The organism is Meiothermus sp. (assembly GCF_026004075.1).
Taxonomy (GTDB): Bacteria; Deinococcota; Deinococci; order Deinococcales; family Thermaceae; genus Meiothermus.
In genome coordinates this window covers 272,686-292,743 of record NZ_BPIK01000002.1, presented here as the reverse complement: position 1 = coordinate 292,743, position 20,058 = coordinate 272,686, and the positions used below count along the sequence as shown (strand labels likewise).

The following is a 20,058-nucleotide window of genomic DNA, read 5'->3' as shown; positions in this document are numbered from 1 at the left end:
ACCGCACTAGAGTTTACACGCTACCGGCCAAATGCAGAAGGGTGATGCGGGGATAGGCTGTTTGTTGCAGCCCCGTGAAGGTCTGCTTGGTGGCGGCGTCTGCCAGATGTGGGTAGCTTGCTGCCATTGCGCGACGAACTGCCCTGACCCAGGTTTCCCGCTTGGCCGAGGGCGTTCGTACCTTGGCGGGCTCATCAACCATAAATGATGGCTTCTTGGATTTTATGTTTGATGCCCCTCTGTTTGGATGGGGTTATGCCATTTTTTCCTGAGCGTCGCTTTAATTGGTCTGCTGTACCACCGACTCGTCTATTAGGGTCTGACGGGCTGCGTTGATTTGCAGAGCCTTGACCTTCACGTACTGTGCGCTGGTGGCATGGGCAAGGGCAGTTTCCAGGTCGATCTGGTCACGGGCGTAGAGTTCCGCCAGGTGGTCGTCGAAGGTCTGCATTCCATCCAGCGAGGAGTCCTTAAGGGCTTCGTAGATCTCGTTGGAGCGGTCGGGGTCGCGGATGAGGTCGCGGATGCGCAGGTTGCCCTTGAGAATTTCCATGGCGCAAACCCGCCCCCCTTGTTTGCTGGGAAGTAGGCGCTGGGAAACAATCCCCACCAGCGACTCGGCAAAGAGAATGCGGGCTACCTCCCGCTCGTGGGGGGGGAACAGGTCGAGCACGCGGTTGACGGTGCGAACGGTGTCGAGGGTGTGCAGGGTAGAGAAGACCAGGTGTCCGGTCTGGGCTGCTTCCAGGGCGGCGGCGGCGGTGGCGTGGTCGCGAATCTCGCCAATCATGATGACATCGGGATCCTGGCGCATGGCTGCGACCAAACCATCCTTGAAGCTAGGGGCGTCCTGCCCAATTTCCCGCTGAACGACAATAGATTTTTTACTACGGTGTAGATATTCGATGGGATCTTCCAGGGTGATGATCATCTTGGAATGATGCTGGTTAATCTCGTCGATGATACGGGCCAGAGTAGTGGACTTGCCCGAGCCGGTGGGGCCGGTAACCAGCACCAAACCTTTTTCTTTGTCGCGGAAGTAGTTGAGGGTTTCCTGCGGGAGCGAGACAATCTTGAGCTTGTTTTCGTCGGAATTGACCACCCGCATCACGCAACTAACCGAACCCCGCTGCCGAAACAGGTTGACCCTAAAGCGGGCTACACCCGGTATGGCATAGGCCAGATCTACCTGACTGCGTTCGGCAAAGGTGGCTTTTTGCCGCTCGTTGCACATCATGTCTACCAGCGCATCGGTGTACTGAGGGGTCAGGGGGCTTTGGGTAATGGGGGTGAGTTTGCCGTGTAGGCGGGCCATGATGGGCAAACCCGCGTGCATGTGGATGTCGGAAACCCCTTTGGCAACCAGACTTGCGAGTAGCTCAGGAAAAGTCATAGGCAATTGCGATTGTAGGCGGGTTTTGCAAAGTCCCTCGGCTTTATGCACGTCGGGCTGTTACGTTAATTTTGGTTATTTGCGCTTGACGAAGCTCGAGCCCAAACATCTCGCCATAATCGCTTTTTTGCTATATAAAGAGAGCGTTACGTGATAGCCTTGGGGCGTTACAGGTCAATAAGGTCTTTCGTCCCGATGGGGAGGACTTAGATTAGAAGCAACACAACAGGGGGAGCGCAATGTACAAAAGAATCCTTATGCCCACCGATGGTAGCAATTGCAGTCAAGTTGCAATTCGCGAAGGCCTGGAACTGGCCAAAAACATGGGAGCTCGAGTAACGTTCTTGTACGTCGTGGAGAACATCAGCTCGAGCCTCTGGATTAGCCCCGAGAGCGTGCCCTACGGCCTCGAGCTGCTCGAAGATCTCAAGCGGGTAGGGAACGAAGCCCTGAGCAAAGCCAGCGAACTGGCCCAGGCCGCAGGAGTCGAGGCTGAGACCAAGCTGGTGGAGGCCAGGCCGGTGGAGGCCATCCTGAACGAGGCCAAAAACCACGACCTGATCGTGATGGGCACCCATGGGCGCAGCGGACTGGATCGCTTCATGCTGGGCTCGGTGACTGAGGCGGTGCTGCACCGCTCGGACAGGCCGGTGCTGGTGCTGCGCTGCAAGTGAGTACGGTGGTTTTTGCTATACCAGATGAATCACCCCGCATGGCCTAATTGCTACGCGCCTTTTGCAGAGGCGGTATCTGGCTCCTGAATCTGCCATAAACTAAAGGGGTGCTGCGCAAACTCCGTGCCCTTCTGGCTGTTTGGTACGCCTACTTCCTGGAATACCGCGCCGAGGTGCTCTTGTGGGCCCTTTCGGCCATGCTGCCGCTTATTCTGATGGGCGTCTGGACGCAGGCCGCCGAAGGGGGCAGCTTTGCGCTTTCGGCCCCGGAGTTTGCCCGCTACTTTCTGTGCGTCTTTCTGGTGCGCCAGCTCACCATCATCTGGGTGATCTGGGAGTTCCAGGACGACGTGGTGCAGGGGCGCTTATCCTTCAAGCTCTTGAAGCCCATTGACCCCGGCTGGGATCACCTGATGCAGCACCTGGCCGAGCGCCTGACCCGGCTGCCCTTTGGCCTGTTGATTGTGGCGGTTTTTCTGCTGGTATATCCGCAGGCCCGCTTTGTGCCCGATGTAGAGGGGGTGCTGCTGGGCCTGGCCGCCTCGGTGGCGGCTTTTTTGCTGCGCTTCCTGATGCAGTACACCTTCGCCATGCTGTGCTTCTGGACCGAGCGCGGGGCTGCGGTGGAGGAGCTATGGTTTGTGGCCTACATGTTTTTGTCGGGCCTGATTGCCCCCCTTTCGGTGTTTCCCGAAGTGGTGCGCAACCTTGCCCTCTTCACGCCCTTCCCCTACCTGGTTTACTTCCCGGCGGCGCTGTTTGCCGGGCTGCCGGTGCCCGGTGGGGTGGGGCAGGGCTTCTTGGTGCTGGGGGGTTGGTTTGCGGTCTTCTGGGTGATCAACCGCTGGCTATGGCGCAAAGGGCTCCGGCAGTTCTCCGGTATGGGGGCCTAGGCTTCTGACGACAACGGCCTCCAAGGGAAGCCGCTGGTGCTGCCCCAATAAGGTTCTAAGCGCAGGCCGTCCGAAGCAGTTTATCGGCGAACACAACGGCCTGCTCTTTCGACATGGCGTAACCGCGGTACCACATCTCTTGCCACTCGAGGTCGGTGAGGCGTTGTTGCACACTTTCACGCCGCTTTTCCTGCAAAGTGCGATACAGCGCCGACAAAGGCGTACCGGTGCGCTCGGTCAACCCGGCTGCCACACCCAGCGATACCGCAGCGCACCGGGCATCTTCCAGGAGTACGCGCTCGCGGGTGGCGCACCAGCCGGCCAGGGTGGTGAAAAAGCAGAGCACCCGCCGAACATGGCTGTGAATATGGGGCAAAGCAAGCTGCAGGTGTTCTTGTGCAGTCGTGCCGTCGCCGCGCAGCAGGGCTATTTCGGCCAGGTTGGTGTGGGCCAGCGCCAAAAACCGGGGGACGCGCTTATCCAGGTGCTCGAGCCCCTGAAGGGATCGCTTTTGCGCCTCATCGAGCTTTCCGAGGGCCAAGGCCAGTTCGCCAAGCTGGGTGAGCGCAAGCCCCAGGGCGTGTTCCTCATGCGTCTTTTTTGCGGTCTGCAGGCATTCGCGCAGGGTTTGTTCTGCACGCGCATAGTCCCCTTGTTCAATAAAAATTCGCCCGCGCGTGTTGAGCGCCCAGGCCAGGCCTAACCGGTGGGCTTTAGCCAGTGCAATACTCTGATCGGAGAACTCCAGCGCCGCTGCAAAGTCGTGACGGTTCCAGGCCAGATGGCAGGCGCCGTTCAAAAAACTCAGGCGCAACCCAGGCTCGGCATTCTCCGAGACCCGCAGCACCGCACGCGCCTTTTCCAAGCCCTCGAGCAAATATCCCCGGGTCTCCCAAAAATCGGCCAGCGGTCTACCCATGGTCAGGGCCAGCGCAGCATCGCCTTGGCGACAGGCCCATTCCAGGGCTGCAAGAAAATTGGCATGGTCGGGTTCGATAAATGAAGCCTCGAGCGGTGCGGGTGCGTTCAAACGCGCGGCAAAATAGCGCGTGTGGCGCTCTTCCGCCAGGGCGAGTTCAGCCGGGGCCATCTGTTCCTGGGCAAATTCGCGGATCATCTCCAGCATGCGCCAGCGTGTGCCATCGTGCGCGAGCAAGTGCTGGTCGGTCAGCTCTGCCAGGGCGTTGCCAACCAGGTGTTCATCCAACCCGCAAACCGCGCTCGCCGCCGATAAATCGAAACCCCCTCGCAATACCCCGAGCGGGCGAAACACCTGCTGCGTGCCTGTGCCGAGCAAGCCGTAACTCCATGCCAGTGCGTTATACAGGGTTTGCTGGCGCGGCGGCAGATCGCGCGCTGCTGTGCGCAAAGCCGAGAGCCAGTGGGGTTCGCCGCTCAATGCTTGCACGAGCTGCTCGAGGGTCATAAGGCGCAAAGAGGCGGCGGCCAGTTCCAGCGCGAGCGGTACACCCTCGAGCCGCACGCACACCTCGGCAATCAGCGGTGCATTGGCCGCAGTAATTGCGAACCGGGGCTGGTGTTCCTTTACCCGGGCCAGAAAAAGCTGTGCGGACTCGGCCTGAACAAGTTGGCTGGGCGTTTGCTCACGTTCTGGCACCGACATGAGCGGCAAAACATACGCATGCTCGCCGTAAAGGTGTAGAGGTACGCGGCTCGTCACCAAAACTTTCAATCCCCTGCAGGCTCTCAGCAACTCGGCCACCTCAGCGGCAGCATCCAGCACCTGCTCGAAGTTGTCGAGCACCAGCAACACGCGCTTGCCTTGCAATGCCGAGGTCAGCTGCCTGAGCGGGGTTTGTGGGCCCGACTCGGCGATGTCGAGTACCCGCATGATCGCAGGCAAGACAAGGGCTGGCTCGGTAACCGCGGCCAGCTCGACAAACCACACGCCATCCTGAAAATGCTCGAGCAGGTTTTCGGCAGCGGAGATGCTCAAACGCGTTTTGCCGATGCCCGGCAGGCCGGTCAGGGTGAGCAGGCGGACATCCTCGCGCGTCAGCAGGGCAACAACGGTGGCGTTATCCTGCACCCGGTTGATGAAGGAGGTAAGGGGAGCGGGCAAATTGTTGGGCACTGGTCGAACGATTTTCGCGAAATCGCCGCGCAGCAGTCGCTCAACCGCGCGCACATCGTGCACGGCCTGGAAAAAAGTACTGCGTTCCTGCGGTGAAATTTCTAGTGCATCGGCCAGCAAGCCAGCCAGCTCGGGGGACGGCTTGCGTTCATCGGCTTCAATCTTGCGTATGGTGGCGGTGGCACATTTGGCACGCCGCGCCAGCTCGGTCTGGGTCAAATCCAGCGCCTTGCGGCGGCGCTTCAGCCAGTAGCCAAAGGAACCTGTTTCCAGACAACTCACCCTGTCACGGTAATTGTAGCACTTTGCGTTACCCAAAGCCGCAGCCCGTTGGCTAGGTTCTAGGTGTATCTCTCCGCAGAGGAGGATACGAAAAAGAAGGAGGGTAGAGATGAAAACCAGTTCTATTCAAAACAGTATTCTCGGCCTGCTCGTCATTGGAATGATCGGTTGTGTGCCCACCCAAACCACCGCACAGCAGCCCGCCGCGCCCGATCCCATCGCCGTGGCCCAACAGTACATCCAGGTGTTGAACGCTGGCAATCTGGATCGGGCCCTGGCTTTTTACGCCGACGACGCAATTGTGCACACCCCGGTTGGGCTTTTCATCGGCAGAGCGCAGATCGCCCGGTGGCTGGCCTCCGAAAACCAATCCACCCGCGTGACCCCGCGCGACTGGAAGATGCAGGGTGCGCTGGTGGTCAGCACCGGCACGGTGTTGCTCGAGCGGTTCGTCAAAGCCGGGGTGGGGGCGGTGGAGTTTCGCACCGAGTATCTGGTGGACAGGAGCGGCAAGATTCGCTTCTTTGGGCCGGTGCTGACCCTAACCCCCGAGCAACAACAAAAAATGCGCGAGGCCCAGGCCGGTGCACCGCCCGCCCCTGCCCCCAGCGTAAACCCAATCGAGGTCGTGAAGGCCTACCACGAGACGGCCAACACCGGCGATTTCGAAAAAACCTTCGCCTTTTTTGCCGACGACAGCGGGGCCTTCGTAATGAATGGAACCCTGCTGCTCTCCGGCAAGAAGCAGATTGCCGACCTGTGGTTGCGCGAGGATGTCAAGACCACGCGGGTCATGCCCAGGGAGTACCAGGCCAACGGCAACCTGGTGATTTCTATGGGAATGGTCTCGCTCGAGCGCTTCCGCAGAATTGGGGTGGATCCCATCGCCTATCGCGCACAGTTTGTGGTCGAGAACGGCAAGATTCGCTTCTTCTATCCCACCCTGCAGTTCACACCCGAACAGCTCGAGAAGATACAGGCCGCGCAACAAGCTCCCGCGAGCCGCTGAGGGGTTTGGGAGCCGCGCTCTTAGGAAGGTACTGGATGAAGAAGTTTGCTTGGCTCTTTCTGCTGGTCGGGCTGGCCTTGGCCCAGAAAGACCCCCACCCCTGCTACCTGCTGGGTGTCTTTAACCCCAGCGGCACCCCCAACGCCTTGGGCTCGGTGGGAATGGTGCTGCACAACAACGGGGTTCTGCAGGACGGCAAGCCCGCCCCCAGCGCCTTTGCCCAGAGCCTGGCCCTGGCCGTGGGCGGGGCGCAGCCCATGTCCTACTGCATTCATGCCCTCACGAGCGGTGGATTTGCCCAGTTGCAGTACTTCAAAAGCAGCGCTCGAGGGGCCAAGTATTGGCTCGAGATGATCCGTGACAAAGCCCCGAGCTGGACAGGCCTTCCGGTTGGGGACGAAGGGGGTCTGATGCGGCCCGACCAAAGCGCGTCCTACAACCTGGTTTTCCGCTACCGCGAGTATGCCTTTCTGCTCTCCAACCACCCCGACGACAGCCCGGCGTTCTATCGCAAATGGGCCCAGGCCATCATCCAGCGGATACAGCGGTTCAAATAGGAGGAACCCATGAAGTTTTGGCAAGTTGTGATGGCTGTTGGGCTGGGCCTGGGGCTTCTGGCCCTGGCCCAGAGTACCCAGCGCTTGATTCTGAACGGGCAGGTGGCCTCCACGCGGGTTATCACCGTGCAGGGCACCGCCTACGTGCCGGTGGCCGACGTGGCCAAGGCCCTGGGTCAGAGCGTGGTGAAGGTACAGGGCGGCTACGAGATTCGCGCGGCGGGTGGAGCCAATCAACTCATGGGCCAGTTTCAGGGCAAGGTGGGGGATCAGATTTTAACCGGGCTCTTCCGGGTGCAGGTGCAAAAGGTGGAGCGGATGGAAAGCTATACCACCCGCTTCGACAAAAACAGCCTCACCGTGCAACCCCGCAACCCCGACGAGGAGCTGGTGGTGGTTACGGGTAGCCTGCGCAACGCCAAACAGTCGGGCGCGGTGGCCCCCTCGCTGGGCATCAACAACCCCGGCAACACCGCCCTGGCCGGGGCCGACGGGCGCTCCTTTCCGCACATCGCCTACGATAGCCCCTCTGGCACCAATACCGGTGGCGGCTTCACCCTGCTGCCCGGCGCAGCCATGAACTTTGCAGTGGTCTTCTCGGTGCCCAAAGGAACCGAGGTCAAGGCCCTGGTGCTGCGGGTGGGCGAGTACGGCGATACCGGTAGCAAGGATGTGCGGGTGGGCCTCTAGAGCCTGCTAACTAGCTGTTCGTAAAAGCTCCACAGTTTTCGCTGTCATCAGAATCGAAAAAGCCAACCAGTGCCAACCTCGCAAGGTCTCAGCCAGCCGCTCATAGTCTCGCGCCAGCCTGCGAAACCGGGATGTCCAGGCAAACGAACGTTCCACCACCCAACGCTTCGGCAGCAGCACGAATCCTCGTTTGGCCCCTTCCACCTTGACCACACACAGGGCGATGCCTTCCGCCTCTGCCGCTTGTGCCGCTTCCTCCCCAGTGTAACCCTGATCCACAAAGGCCACTTCCACCTGCTCCCCCGTCACTTCCTGCACCTGTTGACTGAGGGCTCCCACCTGGGCCCGTTCCTGTTCACTGGCCGCCGTTACTACCAGGGCCAGCAGATGCCCCAGGGTATCTACCGCCAGGTGAACTTTGCTTCCCTTGCGTCGTTTGTACCCATCGTATCCGGCCCGCTCCCCACTTTGCGGGGTGGACTGTAGGGTGCGAGCATCGTAGATGGCAGCGCTGGGATGGGCGGCTTTGCCCTGGAGCATTCGCAGGGTCATGCGCAGGTCGTGTACCAGGTCTTCGAAGACCCCCCGGTTCATCCAGCGGTAGGCTTGCGCCTGAACGATATGGGGGGGTGGGAAGTCGTGGGGCAGGTAGTCCCACTGAGCACCGGTTCGAACCATCCAGCGCAGGGCGTTGAACACTTCGCGCAGGTCGTACTTGCGCTGGGGTGCTTCCAGCGGGGCGAGGGTCAAATAGGGCAGCACCAGAGCCCATTCCTCATCACGGACGTCCGATGGGTAAGCACGGCGGTTCATGCTCTAAACATAACTGCAGTGCCTGATTTGGGTAAGGTGGTTTGTAGATTCTAAGTACCCCACAGAAGCTCCGCCCCTGGGCCCGTCGCGCTGCAAACAGTGGAGGGAAAATTAGGGGTGGGCACTTAGATAAGGACGACTCAAAGATAACACTCCCATGTGCTCGCAGAGGAGTGTTGTGGATGAGTAACGCGGATATAACGCTGTTTTGGCTAACCTGGAATCCGGGCCATGGTAAGACTGGATTCTACGGATGGCCGGATTGGGCTCACAACCCTAATACATCCCCGCCTCAAAAGCGTGGCGCTCGAGCGGGTCGGGCTGGCGCTAGTCTTTTGGGACGAGCCGGGGGTGGGCAAGCTCGAGCTACTGGATGCTCTCTACTCTAGCGAGGACGAGAGGAAAGCGACGGCTGCCCTTAAGGAGCTGAAAAGCTCGTTCACACGGTGCGCTCGAGCCTGGGGGCCTGGGTTGTGGAAGACCGTCCAGGTATTTTTTATCGCATCTGTCAATGCTGCCTCCTCTCCGAAACCGCCTCCACTAGCTACATCTTCGAGCTCTATAACGTCCACAACAGCGGGCTCAGAACGGATGATTGCCGCGTGACTGTGAAAGTCAACGCCCCCGATCCCAGCCGCAGCAAGGGGCCCATCACGGTCTGGACTGGCAGGTGTACCTATTACTCATTTACGCTACGCTAGAAAAGGTTCCTTCTATGAGCCCAGGGGCCAAGAACCCAAGGTATTGCTCTTGCCCTGAGTTCCTGAAGAACCCCGCCCTGTCTGCTCGCGGCTGGTGTAAATGGTATTTTTAGCGAAGAGCTATGAACACCATTGCAGCAGACCTCGAGGGCACCCTTACCATCGGCGAGACCTGGCGGGGCATGGCCGCCTGGATGCAGGCGCACGGGCTGGCCGCGCAATACCAGTGGTTTTTCTATCGGAACCTGCCGGGCGCAGTGGCCGCACGGCTGGGCCTGCAAGACAAGCGGGCCTTTCAGGATCGCTTTATGGAAGGGGCCGCGGGGCTGCTGGCGGGGTTAGGGCAGGCCGAACTTACTGCGGTGAGCGAGTGGGTAGTGACCAACGAACTCTGGCCCAAGCGGCGTCTGGACGTGCTGGACGAACTCCTCAGGCTGCGGCAAGACGGGCGGCGGCTGGTGCTGTGCTCGGCCACCTTCCAGCCTATTCTGGAGGCGTTCGCGCGGCGGATGGGGGAGGGGGTGGTGGCGCTGGGTACGCCCCTCGAGGTCGAGGGCGGGGTTTTTACCGGTCGGCTGCGGGGGCCGGTGCGCTCGGGGGCGCATAAAGCCGAGCACCTGCGCAAACTCTTGCGCGGTGAGGCGCTCTATGCGGCCTATGGCGACAGCCTGCCCGACGTACCGATGCTCGAGCTGGCCGAGCAGCCGGTGGCGGTATACCCCGAACCCAGGCTGCGGGCACTGGCCGTAGAGCGCAACTGGAGGGTAATCGGATGAGCTACTTTCCTTTGGGACGGCCTGCCCGCATCGCGGTGATGGCCTCGGGGCGGGGGAGTAACCTCGAGGCCCTGCTCAAGGCTTTTCCCCACGACAACCCCCTGGGCCACATCGTGCTGGTGATCTCCGACAAACGCGAGGCCCTGGCCTTGCAAAAGGCCGTTGAGGCGCAGATAGAAGCCGAGTATGTACCCTGGCCCAAAGAACGCGGACGTGAACAGTTTGAACGGGTAGCGGGCCAGCTTTTACACGACCACCGCATAGACCTGGTTCTGCTGGCGGGCTTTATGCGCCTGTTGTCGCCGGGATTTGTGCAGGCCTGGGAGGGGCGCATCCTCAACATTCATCCCTCGCTTTTGCCGCAGTTTCCGGGCCTACACGCCCAGCGCCAGGCCCTCGAGGCCGGGGTAAGCGAGACGGGCTGCACGGTGCACTTTGTGGACGCCGGAATGGACACCGGCCCCATCGTGCTGCAGCGCCGGGTGCCGGTTTTACCGAGCGATACCGAAGAAACCCTGGCCGCTCGCATTCTGGAACAGGAACACCTGGCCTACCCCGAGGCTGTGCGGCGGGTGTTGAAGGGGGAGGTGTCGTGAAGCCAGTCGGCGTAAGCCACGATATGGGTACGTGTCGGGCGGATGCCTGTAGCCCCCGAGACTACCCCACCTTGATGTAGGCGTAGCCTTTGGCCTGTAGCTCTCCCAAGGCCCCTACCCCCGAAGGAACCCACTTGATGAAATCATCCGGGCGAAGCTTATCCTTGGGGATGTTGTTGCGGGTAAAGGTAATTTCGCAGATGTAGAACTCGATGCTTAGCTGGGCGAGCTGCTTGATACGATTAAAAAGGGCTTCCCGGTCATACTGGATGGTAGACCAGGGGGTTCCTTCCAGATCCTTCAAAAACGGATGCACCCCTGCTCCATGGGCCACTACGGCAATCCGGATCTTGAAGGCGTCGTTGTCGTAGACGGAAAGGTGGTTGGAGATATTTGTGAGCATCTGGCCGAAACGGGCGGGGTCGCCAAAGTCCACATGATAGACCACGGCCATCGGCGTTTCTTTCTTGAACTGGCTGTATTCCACGCGGTCGTTGGCCTGGGCCTTCATCAAAGAAGCAGCCCCTACAAGCGCCGACACCCGGAGAAGCCACCTGCGGCTAATTTCTTTCATTTTTTCCTCCTTAGAGAGGTAAGGTAAAACAACTGCTTCCGAAGTGCAAGGGGGAGAATCAAAAGCTAGATTCGGAGATGTAGCCCCCTAGGGCAACCAACCTTCCCCCGCCCATCGAGATGTGTCGGTGTGGGTGGTTTGATACCGGTTCCGCTCCAACCCTTCACCTTTGGGTGTAATCAAGAGTGAAGGATTCAAGCCGACCGAAGGGAGTAGAAAAGCATTTCGGCAGTATCGTTTAGGTTTTCAAAAGTGAATGATACTGCAGAAATGCGAAAGGGCTTCCAGATTATTCAATCAAGTCAATCTAGCTGGCCTGGCTTTGTTCGAAGCGAACTGGTATTTTTACCAGACTACTAGCGTAATATCAGTGATAATTGCGTCTATGATTGAAGTAACCCTTCTGGGCCGGTTACGCATCTCTTGGAGGGATCACGACTTGGGCCTAAGGGGGAAAACCCAGTGCATGGTGGCCTTACTGGCTTTGCACCCGCAGGGCCTAAGTCGTGCCGAACTGACCGAGCTGTTGTGGGAAGAGAAAGGCAGGGGCAACCTGCGCCAGGCACTGTACTTGCTGCGTCAAATCGAAGGGGTGGATACTTGGCTGCGCGAAGAGGAAGAGCGCCTATGGGTGCTGGCCCGCCACGACCTCGAGAACCCCAGCCTAGAACAATTGCGCCAACCCTTTTGGCCGGATTTGCCGCCCAGACTCCCCGACAGCTTTTTGGAATGGCACGAGCTACAGCGTCGCAAGCTGGAAGAACTGCGGCGCGAACGGCTGTGGCAGGCGACCCATGAGCAGCCTCAACAAGCCGCCCAGTATTTGCGTGAATTGCTGGATATTGATCCCCTTCACGAAACCGCCGCCCAATCCCTGATCCGTCTGGAGACCAACCGAGGCAACCCCCAGGTCGCCTTACAGGTCTTCGAGGAACTACGACGGCGGCTTAAGGAAGAGCTCAACACAGAGCCGCTGGAGTCTACCCTGGCCTTGGTTCAGTCGGTTCGGGCGGGGCAGACCTTGCCGGATAGCCTCACATCGGGGCAGCTCACCTTAGCCCAGCGGTTGTGGCGGGCCAAGGAATTACTGAAGGGTAACTGGAGCGCGTCATTCTGGGGCGAGGTACTAGACGCCGATCCATTCGATATCGCCGAAGCCGAGGGCTATCCCGCCCCGGCCAACCCACCCTCAACTCAGCCTGCCGTCAAAAAGCTGTTATGTGGCCGCATTGCAGCCGCCCTCGAGCGGCTTCACCCGGATCAAAGCCTGCTCATAGCCGAGCAGTGGCTTAACGCCCGCGAAACCGACCGAGCGCTGCCGTGGTTTTTGCGCGCAGGCCAAGCGGCATTAGCTGCGAACCAGTACCCGCTGGCCGAACGCTGCTTTTTCTTCGCCCTTTGGCTCAGCCAGCCCGGTGCAGAGCGACTCGAGGCACTGACGGGTCTCTCACTGATCGCCGAAACCCACAACAACTTGGATTTGCTCGAGGCGGCATGTCAGGAGCTGGGCAGGCTCGCCCGGCTAATTCAAGATGACCTGGCTTTTTACCAGTTCCACCATCGCAGCGCGAATGCCTACATCCGCAGGGGCCGCCCGCTCTTGGCCATACAAGAGGCCGAGCAGGCTTTACAAGTAGCCCACAGACTCAATCGCACCGATCTTCAGCAAAGCGTCTCCCTCACACTGGGGGCCGCCAGGATGGCCGAAGGGCAATTGGAAGCTGCTGAAGTCGCCCTCGGCTACGCCCGCCATAGCGAGGAACCCACCATCCGGTTGCGGGCCTTGGGTAACCTGGGGGCGGTATATGGGATGCAGGGTCGGCTCGAGCTGTCGCTGGAGTACCTGGAACAGGCCCTGACCTTGGCGCGGGCCAGTGGCAAGCTGGCCATCACCGCCAGCGTTCTGCAAAACCTGGCCGTCACCGCCGAGAAGATGGGCCGCTACAGCCGCGCCATCGAAGGTTTTCGGGAAGCTCTGGAAGTCGGAAGACGCATGAACGACCCGCGCCTAGAAGCCTTTGCGTTCCGCAACCTCGCGCTGGTATACGGTTTACTGGGACAACTGGGCGCTGCCTGGAACACCCTCAGCGAGACCCTCGAGCTCACCGAGCGTATCAACCCCAGCCTGCACGCCCAGACCCTCTGCCTGCTGGGTGAACTCGAGTCCCAGCTTGGCCAGCCCCAGAAAGCCCTGGAACACACCCTGCATGCCCAGGAGTTGGCCCAGGCTGCCAAAGACCACCGGGCCGTGCTCTCGGCTCGCCTAAATGTCGCCCTCATACAGCAAGATTGGCTCCAGGCCGAAACCCTACTGGCGGAGTTGGAGGCGGCCAAGTTGCATGACCTAGCCCTGCGGGGCCGGATCGAGCTGATGCTGCAAAGCCCAGACCCCAAGCGCTTGGGATTGCATCTAAACTACCCTTTCCCCGAAACACCTTACTTCGGGTTACTGAGACACATCACCCAGGCTCGCCTGGCCCTGTTGAGCTTTCAGCCCTACCACAGCGCGGCGCTTGAAGCCATGTTGGAAGGGCAAGAGTTTAGCATTTGCCGCACCGGACACCAGGTTCTAGCCGAGCTGTATGACCGAGAAGGCCTACCCGCCAAGGCTTCGACCGTGCGCGCGGGGCTATGGGCGCTGGCCCTTCGTCAGTCCTGTGGGCTTCCAAAAACCTTGCGAGAGCAGTTTATGGCCACTCTATTCACGGTTACGCCGACTGATTGACGGCCAATTGACACCCCCCACCGTACCCTGAAAAAGTGCTGAAGGGAAGACCATCTCGCGACGAGGCTGTTTACATACTCCGCCTCTGGAGCGACGGAGGAGGGTTCTGGCGTTACAGCCTCGAAGCGCTCCACCCGCCTCACCCGGGGCCTCGCCAGGTTTTCGCCTCGCTGGAGGCACTTGAGACGTTCTTGCTCGAGCGCACCGCAGCAGACTCTCCTTCCCCTCGGCCCAAGGAGAAACCATGAAGCATTTCTATCCTGTTGTCCTCAGCGCGTCCATCCTTTTTCTGACCGCCTGCGGTGGTCAGACTGCCCCCACCCCCGGGCCAGAGCCGGTGGCGGTATGCCCCGCTGCCTCATGGGTGCTGCGCGGGTCGGCAGCCCAAAGTGCCGGGCGTTACAACTTGACAGATCAACAGACGTTCCTCCAAGGGGCAATTTTTAGCCAGACCGCGCTTGATTTACGGCAAGATTTCGACTGCTCCTACCAGGTCTTTCTTGGGGACAACGACGAGGGAGCCGATGGCATCGTTTACACCTGGGTTTCGGCCCTCCCCTCCGAACCTTACGAGGGCGGCGAAGGTCTGAACATCGGCTTCGGGCAACTGACCACTGCTGTGCTGGGGGTCGAGATGGACACCTGGCAGAATGACTACGATCCCCTGGAGGATCACATCGCCCTCTTGATCCCGAACCGCCCAGGCCAAGATTCGGGGGGTCAGCACCATCTTGCGGGCGATCAGGTAGTTACGCTGAGCAACCTCGAGGACAACCGCGAACACACCTTGCGGGTGGTCTGGAACGCCAACAGTCGCCGCCTGAGGGTCTTCTTAGATGGAACCCAACGCATCGAATACACCGTGCCTGGCAGTCTCGGGAACAGCGTGTTCGTCGGGTTCACATCCGGGACGGGTATAGCCTTCAACGTTCACTACGTCAAACCTTGACCCGTTACGAACCTCCTGGCCCGACTGGCCGAATTTTTGCCCTCAGCAGTGCCCACCGCAATCCAGGGGATCGGGGGGCACTGCCTGCTGGGGTGGTTGTCAGATTAACCGCGCCTTTTAAAGTTCCGAAAACCCCCTCTGCGTCAGCCGGTCGGCGACCCCGGAGCGAACGGGATGCCCGTAAACCTACTGATGGAGATACCCATAATACGCATTTCGGTAGTATCGTTTAGGTTTTCAAAAGTGAACGATACTGTCGGAATGCACATGATGGGGTCTGTTTTGGGCCGGTTGTTTCCTAGGCCCTATCCCTTTAGACCCCGCCCCCCTGTTATTCTTAGCTTCGTGAAAGTGTTGGTTGTGGGTTCGGGTGGGCGGGAACACGCGATTTGCTGGAAGGTGGCGCAGTCGCCGCTGGTGCGCGAGCTGTACGCCGCGCCGGGCAACCCCGGCATGGCCGAGCTGGCCGAGTGTATTCCCTGGGATGGCGACGTGCAGTGGCTGGCCGAATGGGCTCTTCGGGAGGGCATCGAGCTGACCCTGGTGGGGCCGGAGGGGCCGCTGGTGGAAGGGATTGCCGATGCCTTTATGTCCAGGGGGCTCAAAATTTTTGGGCCGACCCAGAAGGCCGCCATGATTGAAGGCTCCAAGGCCTTTGCCAAGGGGCTGATGGAGCGTTTCGGTATCCCCACCGCCAAACACCGCAGTTTTAGCGATGTCATTGATGCCCTGGCCTACCTCGAGGCCGTAGGGGCGCCCATTGTGGTCAAGGACTCGGGCCTGGCAGCCGGTAAGGGGGTGACGGTGGCAACCAGCCTGCAGCAGGCCAAGCAGGCCGTGACCAACATCCTCTCGGGGCCCGAGCGGGCCGAGATCGTCATCGAGGAGTTTTTGAGCGGCTCCGAGGTCACCGTGTTGGCCGTGACTGACGGCGTGACCATCAAGCCCCTGCTGCCCTCCCAGGATCACAAGCGCCTGCTGGACGGCGATACCGGCCCCATGACCGGGGGTATGGGGGCCATCTGCCCCTACCCCCTGGCACCCGGCCTGATGACCGAGATCGTCGAACGGGTGCTCAAACCCCTGGTAGACGGTCTGCGGGCCGAAGGGATTGTCTACAAAGGGGTCATCTATGCCGGCCTGATGCTCACCGACGACGGGCCCAAGGTGCTGGAGTTCAACGCCCGCTTTGGCGACCCGGAGTGCCAGGCCATCCTGCCGCTTTTGGAGACCGACCTGGTGGAGCTGGCCCTGGCCGTGGTGGAGGGCCGCCTGCACGAGCTGGAAATCCGCTGGCGGGCCCAGGCCTCGGCCTGTGTGGTGATGGCCGCGCCCGGTTACCCCGACGACCCCCACAAAGGCTTGCCGCTCTCGCTGCCCCAGCTACCCCCGGAGCAGGTGCTGTACTTCCAGGCCGGAACCCGCCGGGGCCCGCAGGGGCTAGTTACCAACGGGGGCCGGGTGCTCAATGTGGTGGGTTTGGGGCGCGACTTGCGCGAGGCCATCGAGCGGGCCTATGCTGGGGTGGCTGCAGTCAAGTTCGAGCGGGCTATTTACCGACGGGATATTGGCCGGAAAGTGATTTGATGGCAATTCCCAGCAACTCTCCATACAAACTAGAGCGGTTCTTGTAAATAACCCAGCCGTCCTCAAAAGTCAAAAAATCGTGCCGAACTCGTTTTTTGCTACTGGGACTGGCGGCACAAGTAGAGGGAACCGCGATATGAGCAGAATTGGCATTCCATCAACCAGGGTAGTGGCCCAGTGGATATTTGTGCCCACAGTAGGAGCGGCGCTTAAAACCACGTGCTGCCGGAATGCATATGAGGCGCTTTTTTCGTCGAACAAACTTGATAAAACTAGTACAAAAAGCGCTCCACTGCTCGCTCGAGCGTTAGTGTCTCGCCCTCAGAAGTCCCACGTAACACAGTGCGGGCTCTTACTTTATCGGCCTCAAAGGCCAGGGGGTGTCCGGCCACGAGCCGCAATACTTTTGGAACCAAGGGGTTTTCTGCGCCTAGCGCAATAGCCCAGCTACACAACACCTCGAGCACCTCGGGTATTTTCTGGGCTTGCCAGGCCTGACCTAGAGCCTGCTAGGAAGCCAAACGTAAACCATCCAGAACGTTCGGCAAAAGCAGAATGGAGAAAGCCAGCCATTGAAAACCCTCGAGGGTCTCAGTAAGACGCTCGTAGTCACGGGCCAGGCGGCGAAAACGAGCCATCCAGGCAAAACTGCGTTCGACCACCCTCGGGTAGCGGCTTTGCCGCTATGCGTTACGCGCACTCCGCCCAGCGCCTGGGCAGCAGGACGAAACCCTTCTTGCTCTCTTCTAGCTTGACCACACACAGGGCTATCCCCTCTTGGGCCGCAGCTTGCTCAGCCTCGGAGCCGGTATACCCCCATAGATGGCTGCGCTGGGCTGAGCCGCTCGGCCCTGCAACAGCCGCAGCGTTTCCCACAGGTCATGCACCAAATCCTCAAACACGCCCCTATTCATCCAGCGCCGGGCTTGTTCGCTGACAATCTGGGGGGGTGGGAAGTCAAGGGGCAAGTACTCCCACAGAGCGCCGGTTCTTACCAGCCAACGCAGAGCGTTGAACACTTCCCGCAAATCGTATTTGCGCTGCTTTGCATCCAGAGGCAACAGGGTCAGGTAGGGCATCACAAAGGCCCACGCCTCGTCGCTCACGTCGGAGGGGTAAGGCTTGCGTGTTGTCGGCTCCATGTCCTAAACATAATCTGCTTACCGCGTTTGGGATAGGTTCCTAGGAGCCTCTAGACTGTTTCATAATGCTTCCCAAGCTAAGAGTTGCACTCAATAACCCTCTTGCTTGCGCTATCTCAGCACAATGTGGGCGAGGTGTGGATAGCTCCGAACTGGTGCCAGCACAGATTTCCCCTTGTTTGAGCCTCCTTGAGGTTGACGTGGAGAGTATGCCTCATGTGCCGTCGCATATGCGTCGTATGTGAAAAATATCACAAATAATAGCAAATATCGCCACTCTGTCGGTAAGCGGCGACAAAACAAATAAATCTGGTATAGCACCAGATGCCATCAACCGTGGGGCTTCTCCACAATACTGGAGAGCAGCAGGGCCCCAATGCCAAAAACGGCGGCCTGGGCAATCCAGCCCAGGGCGTAGTTGTTGCTGAAATCTACCAGCAAACCAAACAGAGGGGGGGCGGAGGCAATCCCAATCGAGGTAAAAACCAGCCCAAACCCTACCACCCGACCCTCCCAACCAGGTGGCGAAAGTTCGGTTAGCAGCGAAAAATGCAGCCCTTGCCAGCCGAGCGCAGTGGCCCCGTACAGCACCACAATCAGGGCTTTGAGCAGCAGGGGTGTGCCGGGGGGAAGCCAGGCCAGCACCAAGGCACAGATCCCGGCCAGCCCCACCATCATGACCAGCAAGGGTTTGCGCTGGCCCCCCATCCTGTCTGAAAGCCACGACCAGAATACCCGACTAAAAGCACCGGCGAACTGGGCTGCGGTGAGTAGGGCGGCCCCGGTCAGCTCGGGAACCCCATAACGTTCTTTGAGGAACAGAATCAGGTACGTAATCATTACAAACTGCCCGGTGGGCAGGGTCACACCGGCGGTAGCGGCCAGCAGGATATTGCGCTCACGCAGCACCTGCCCCAGCCCTGGAAAGGTGCTTTTGGGCAGGGGTTTCCGGGGCGGTTGTTCGTGGTAGAGCCGGACTGCGATGAGGGCGGCCAGTACAGCAATTATGGCTGTGACCACCGAAGCCCAGCGCCAGTTGGTGAGGTGGGCTACCGCAGGTAAAAGGGCGGCCGCCAGCGCACCCCCTAAGGGCACCGCCATCTGGCGCAGCCCAATCACCAGGCCGCGCCGTTCGGGCGGGAACGACTGGGCGACCGCTTGCGAGCCGGCGGGTGTGGCCGAGGCCACCACCAGCCCCACCAGAAACAAAAATGGAATAAACATCCACTGGGACTTGGCAACGAGTGCAATGGTAATTGCTAAACCGGCGCCCGCCAGGGCGCCAGCAACCATCACCGTGCGGCTACCCAGCTTGTCGGTGAGCCAGCCCGAGGGCAGCGAGCCCAGCATGGTGCCGAGGTAGATGTAGGTATTGAGCAGACCCACGGCGGCCAGCGAAAGCCCCAGGTCGGTACGGATGTAGGGGGCCAGGGTAGGGTAGGCCTGTCCGATGAGCGAGACGGCGGTTCCGGCGGTCATGGCAGCGGCGAGGACGGACCAGGGCGACATGCGAGGCTCAGGCTACCGTATTTGCCCAGAACTGCAAACGCCACAGCAATTTCAAGCAAACGGTCTGACCGTAAAAACCCTTTTGCCAAGAGGCGGGTAAACTGGAGGAAGATGCGCGACCTCGACGCCCAAGAAACCTACCTGGCTGATCGTCTGGGCCTGGCCTTCGACCTGCGCGACCTGGTGGGCAGTGGGCCGGTTCCCCAGGCTAGGTACGCCCCGCCCTATGGGGTGGTGGGGTTTGGCGAGGGCTGGTGGGCGGCGCAACTGGCGCGCGACTTTGCCCAGGAGCTTACCGCCACCGGTACGCAGTTTGTGCTGGAGGGGGGCTACGACTTTGGCGGTGCGGCCGGGGCAGGGCTCTACGCATCGGTCAGCGGTGCGGAGATTGTTCGACTGGGCTTTAGGGAGAACCTCGAGGTCGAAGTTCTGGCCCACCCCCTATCCACCTACCGCTACCTGCGCTTTTTGCTCCTGGCCACAGGCCAGCAAGCCGAGCTGGCCCGCATAGACCGGGCTTTGCTAAGGGAGCGCGACCGCTTACGCCCCGAGGTAAGTCTGAGCAAAAATCCGGCCAAGTTCATGGCCTACTCGCTTTTGGAGCGCACCCCCATGTGGGTGGTGCCCGACCGCTATCCAGGTTTGGGCCAGGCCCTGCAACAAACCTTCAGCCGCATCGGCAAAAGCCTCTCCTTCACTCCCCCACCGTCGGCCCTGGAGTTCTTTGTGACGGCGCTGGAGGCTCGCCACGAGCAGGGCGATCCCATTGCCGCCGTGCTGATGGGCGACGACGAGCGCCGAAGCTACGCCCAGGAGATCCTGGAAAACCGGGTGGATACCCTCATCGAACTCCCCGAGCCCGAGGCCGAAGGCACCCTGGCCAAAGCCCTGTGCTACTGGTACCGGGTGGCCTGGGCCAGCTACTACCTGGCCTTGCTGTACGGGGTAGAGCCGGGCGACTGGGAAGTGCTGGACAACCTGAGGCAGGCCACGTAATGCCGTTTCCGCTAGAATCCTTCACCTTTGGACGCAGTCAGAGGTGAAGGATTCTAGCCGACCGAAGGGAGTAGGAATGCGTATAAGAGCCATCCTG

The 20,058-nt window shown here is 60.3% G+C and carries 17 protein-coding genes and 1 pseudogene; 11 read left to right on the top strand and 7 right to left on the bottom strand.

The genetic code is table 11. From position 1 onward, the window contains the following. Positions 1–13 precede the first annotated feature (13 nt). Both Q0X18_RS13810 and Q0X18_RS13805 read right to left on the bottom strand, forming a co-directional pair. The gene (locus Q0X18_RS13810; RefSeq protein ID WP_297563452.1) at positions 14–202 is read right to left on the bottom strand and encodes a hypothetical protein; all 189 of its coding nucleotides are present in this window, start codon (positions 200–202) and stop codon (positions 14–16) included. 78 nt (positions 203–280) lie between these two features. Next, a complete protein-coding gene (locus Q0X18_RS13805) occupies positions 281–1,393 on the bottom strand; it encodes a type IV pilus twitching motility protein PilT (protein ID WP_297563451.1) in 1,113 nt (370 codons plus the stop codon). 239 nt (positions 1,394–1,632) lie between these two features. Between Q0X18_RS13805 and Q0X18_RS13800 the strand changes: the two genes are divergently transcribed. Both Q0X18_RS13800 and Q0X18_RS13795 read left to right on the top strand, forming a co-directional pair. After that, on the top strand, positions 1,633–2,067 hold the full coding sequence (locus tag Q0X18_RS13800; protein ID WP_297563450.1) for a universal stress protein: 435 nt from the start codon (positions 1,633–1,635) through the stop codon (positions 2,065–2,067). A gap of 110 nt (positions 2,068–2,177) precedes the next feature. Further along, entirely contained in the window at positions 2,178–2,960 is a 783-nt protein-coding gene (locus Q0X18_RS13795) for an ABC-2 family transporter protein (protein WP_297564001.1), read from the top strand. A gap of 55 nt (positions 2,961–3,015) precedes the next feature. Here the strand turns inward: Q0X18_RS13795 and Q0X18_RS13790 are convergent, their stop codons facing one another. Then, entirely contained in the window at positions 3,016–5,337 is a 2,322-nt protein-coding gene (locus Q0X18_RS13790) for a helix-turn-helix domain-containing protein (protein ID WP_297563449.1), read from the bottom strand. A 109-nt stretch (positions 5,338–5,446) separates the two neighbouring features. Between Q0X18_RS13790 and Q0X18_RS13785 the strand changes: the two genes are divergently transcribed. Genes Q0X18_RS13785 through Q0X18_RS13775 form a run of 3 tightly spaced genes read left to right on the top strand, consistent with a single transcriptional unit; the run spans position 5,447 to position 7,593 of the window. Beyond that, positions 5,447–6,346, top strand: coding sequence for a nuclear transport factor 2 family protein (locus Q0X18_RS13785; protein ID WP_297563448.1), 900 nt, complete (start codon positions 5,447–5,449; stop codon positions 6,344–6,346). A gap of 35 nt (positions 6,347–6,381) precedes the next feature. Next, on the top strand, positions 6,382–6,903 hold the full coding sequence (locus tag Q0X18_RS13780) for a hypothetical protein (protein ID WP_297563447.1): 522 nt from the start codon (positions 6,382–6,384) through the stop codon (positions 6,901–6,903). A 9-nt stretch (positions 6,904–6,912) separates the two neighbouring features. After that, on the top strand, positions 6,913–7,593 hold the full coding sequence (locus Q0X18_RS13775; RefSeq protein ID WP_297563446.1) for a hypothetical protein: 681 nt from the start codon (positions 6,913–6,915) through the stop codon (positions 7,591–7,593). 6 nt (positions 7,594–7,599) lie between these two features. Here the strand turns inward: Q0X18_RS13775 and Q0X18_RS13770 are convergent, their stop codons facing one another. Continuing rightward, positions 7,600–8,406 carry an IS5 family transposase gene (locus tag Q0X18_RS13770; RefSeq protein ID WP_119342530.1) on the bottom strand — a complete coding sequence of 269 codons (807 nt, stop codon included), beginning with the start codon at positions 8,404–8,406 and terminating at the stop codon, positions 7,600–7,602. Positions 8,407–9,229: 823 nt separating this feature from the next. Between Q0X18_RS13770 and Q0X18_RS13765 the strand changes: the two genes are divergently transcribed. Continuing rightward, entirely contained in the window at positions 9,230–9,883 is a 654-nt protein-coding gene (locus Q0X18_RS13765; protein WP_297563445.1) for an HAD family phosphatase, read from the top strand. Next, on the top strand, positions 9,880–10,479 hold the full coding sequence (purN, locus tag Q0X18_RS13760) for a phosphoribosylglycinamide formyltransferase (protein ID WP_374707536.1): 600 nt from the start codon (positions 9,880–9,882) through the stop codon (positions 10,477–10,479). The genes Q0X18_RS13765 and purN overlap by 4 nt, the downstream gene beginning before the upstream one ends. A gap of 61 nt (positions 10,480–10,540) precedes the next feature. Here the strand turns inward: purN and Q0X18_RS13755 are convergent, their stop codons facing one another. Further along, positions 10,541–11,053 (bottom strand): DsrE family protein, encoded by a 513-nt coding sequence (locus Q0X18_RS13755; protein ID WP_297563444.1) that lies wholly within the window; start codon positions 11,051–11,053, stop codon positions 10,541–10,543. A gap of 385 nt (positions 11,054–11,438) precedes the next feature. On the opposite strand from Q0X18_RS13755, the gene Q0X18_RS13750 reads away from it, so the two are divergent. From Q0X18_RS13750 to purD, 3 genes are all read left to right on the top strand, one after another. After that, positions 11,439–13,778, top strand: coding sequence for a tetratricopeptide repeat protein (locus tag Q0X18_RS13750; protein WP_297563443.1), 2,340 nt, complete (start codon positions 11,439–11,441; stop codon positions 13,776–13,778). A 244-nt stretch (positions 13,779–14,022) separates the two neighbouring features. Beyond that, on the top strand, positions 14,023–14,727 hold the full coding sequence (locus tag Q0X18_RS13745) for an L-type lectin-domain containing protein (protein ID WP_297563442.1): 705 nt from the start codon (positions 14,023–14,025) through the stop codon (positions 14,725–14,727). Positions 14,728–15,072: 345 nt separating this feature from the next. Further along, the gene (gene purD, locus Q0X18_RS13740; RefSeq protein WP_297563441.1) at positions 15,073–16,314 is read left to right on the top strand and encodes a phosphoribosylamine--glycine ligase; all 1,242 of its coding nucleotides are present in this window, start codon (positions 15,073–15,075) and stop codon (positions 16,312–16,314) included. Positions 16,315–16,823: 509 nt separating this feature from the next. Here the strand turns inward: purD and Q0X18_RS13735 are convergent. After that, positions 16,824–17,456 (bottom strand): annotated as a pseudogene (locus Q0X18_RS13735) (transposase). A gap of 330 nt (positions 17,457–17,786) precedes the next feature. After that, positions 17,787–18,965, bottom strand: coding sequence for an MFS transporter (locus Q0X18_RS13730; protein ID WP_297563440.1), 1,179 nt, complete (start codon positions 18,963–18,965; stop codon positions 17,787–17,789). Positions 18,966–19,076: 111 nt separating this feature from the next. On the opposite strand from Q0X18_RS13730, the gene Q0X18_RS13725 reads away from it, so the two are divergent. Further along, positions 19,077–19,961: an SIS domain-containing protein gene (locus Q0X18_RS13725; RefSeq protein WP_297563439.1), complete on the top strand. Its 885-nt coding sequence runs from the start codon at positions 19,077–19,079 to the stop codon at positions 19,959–19,961. The last annotated feature ends 97 nt before the right edge of the window (positions 19,962–20,058 follow it).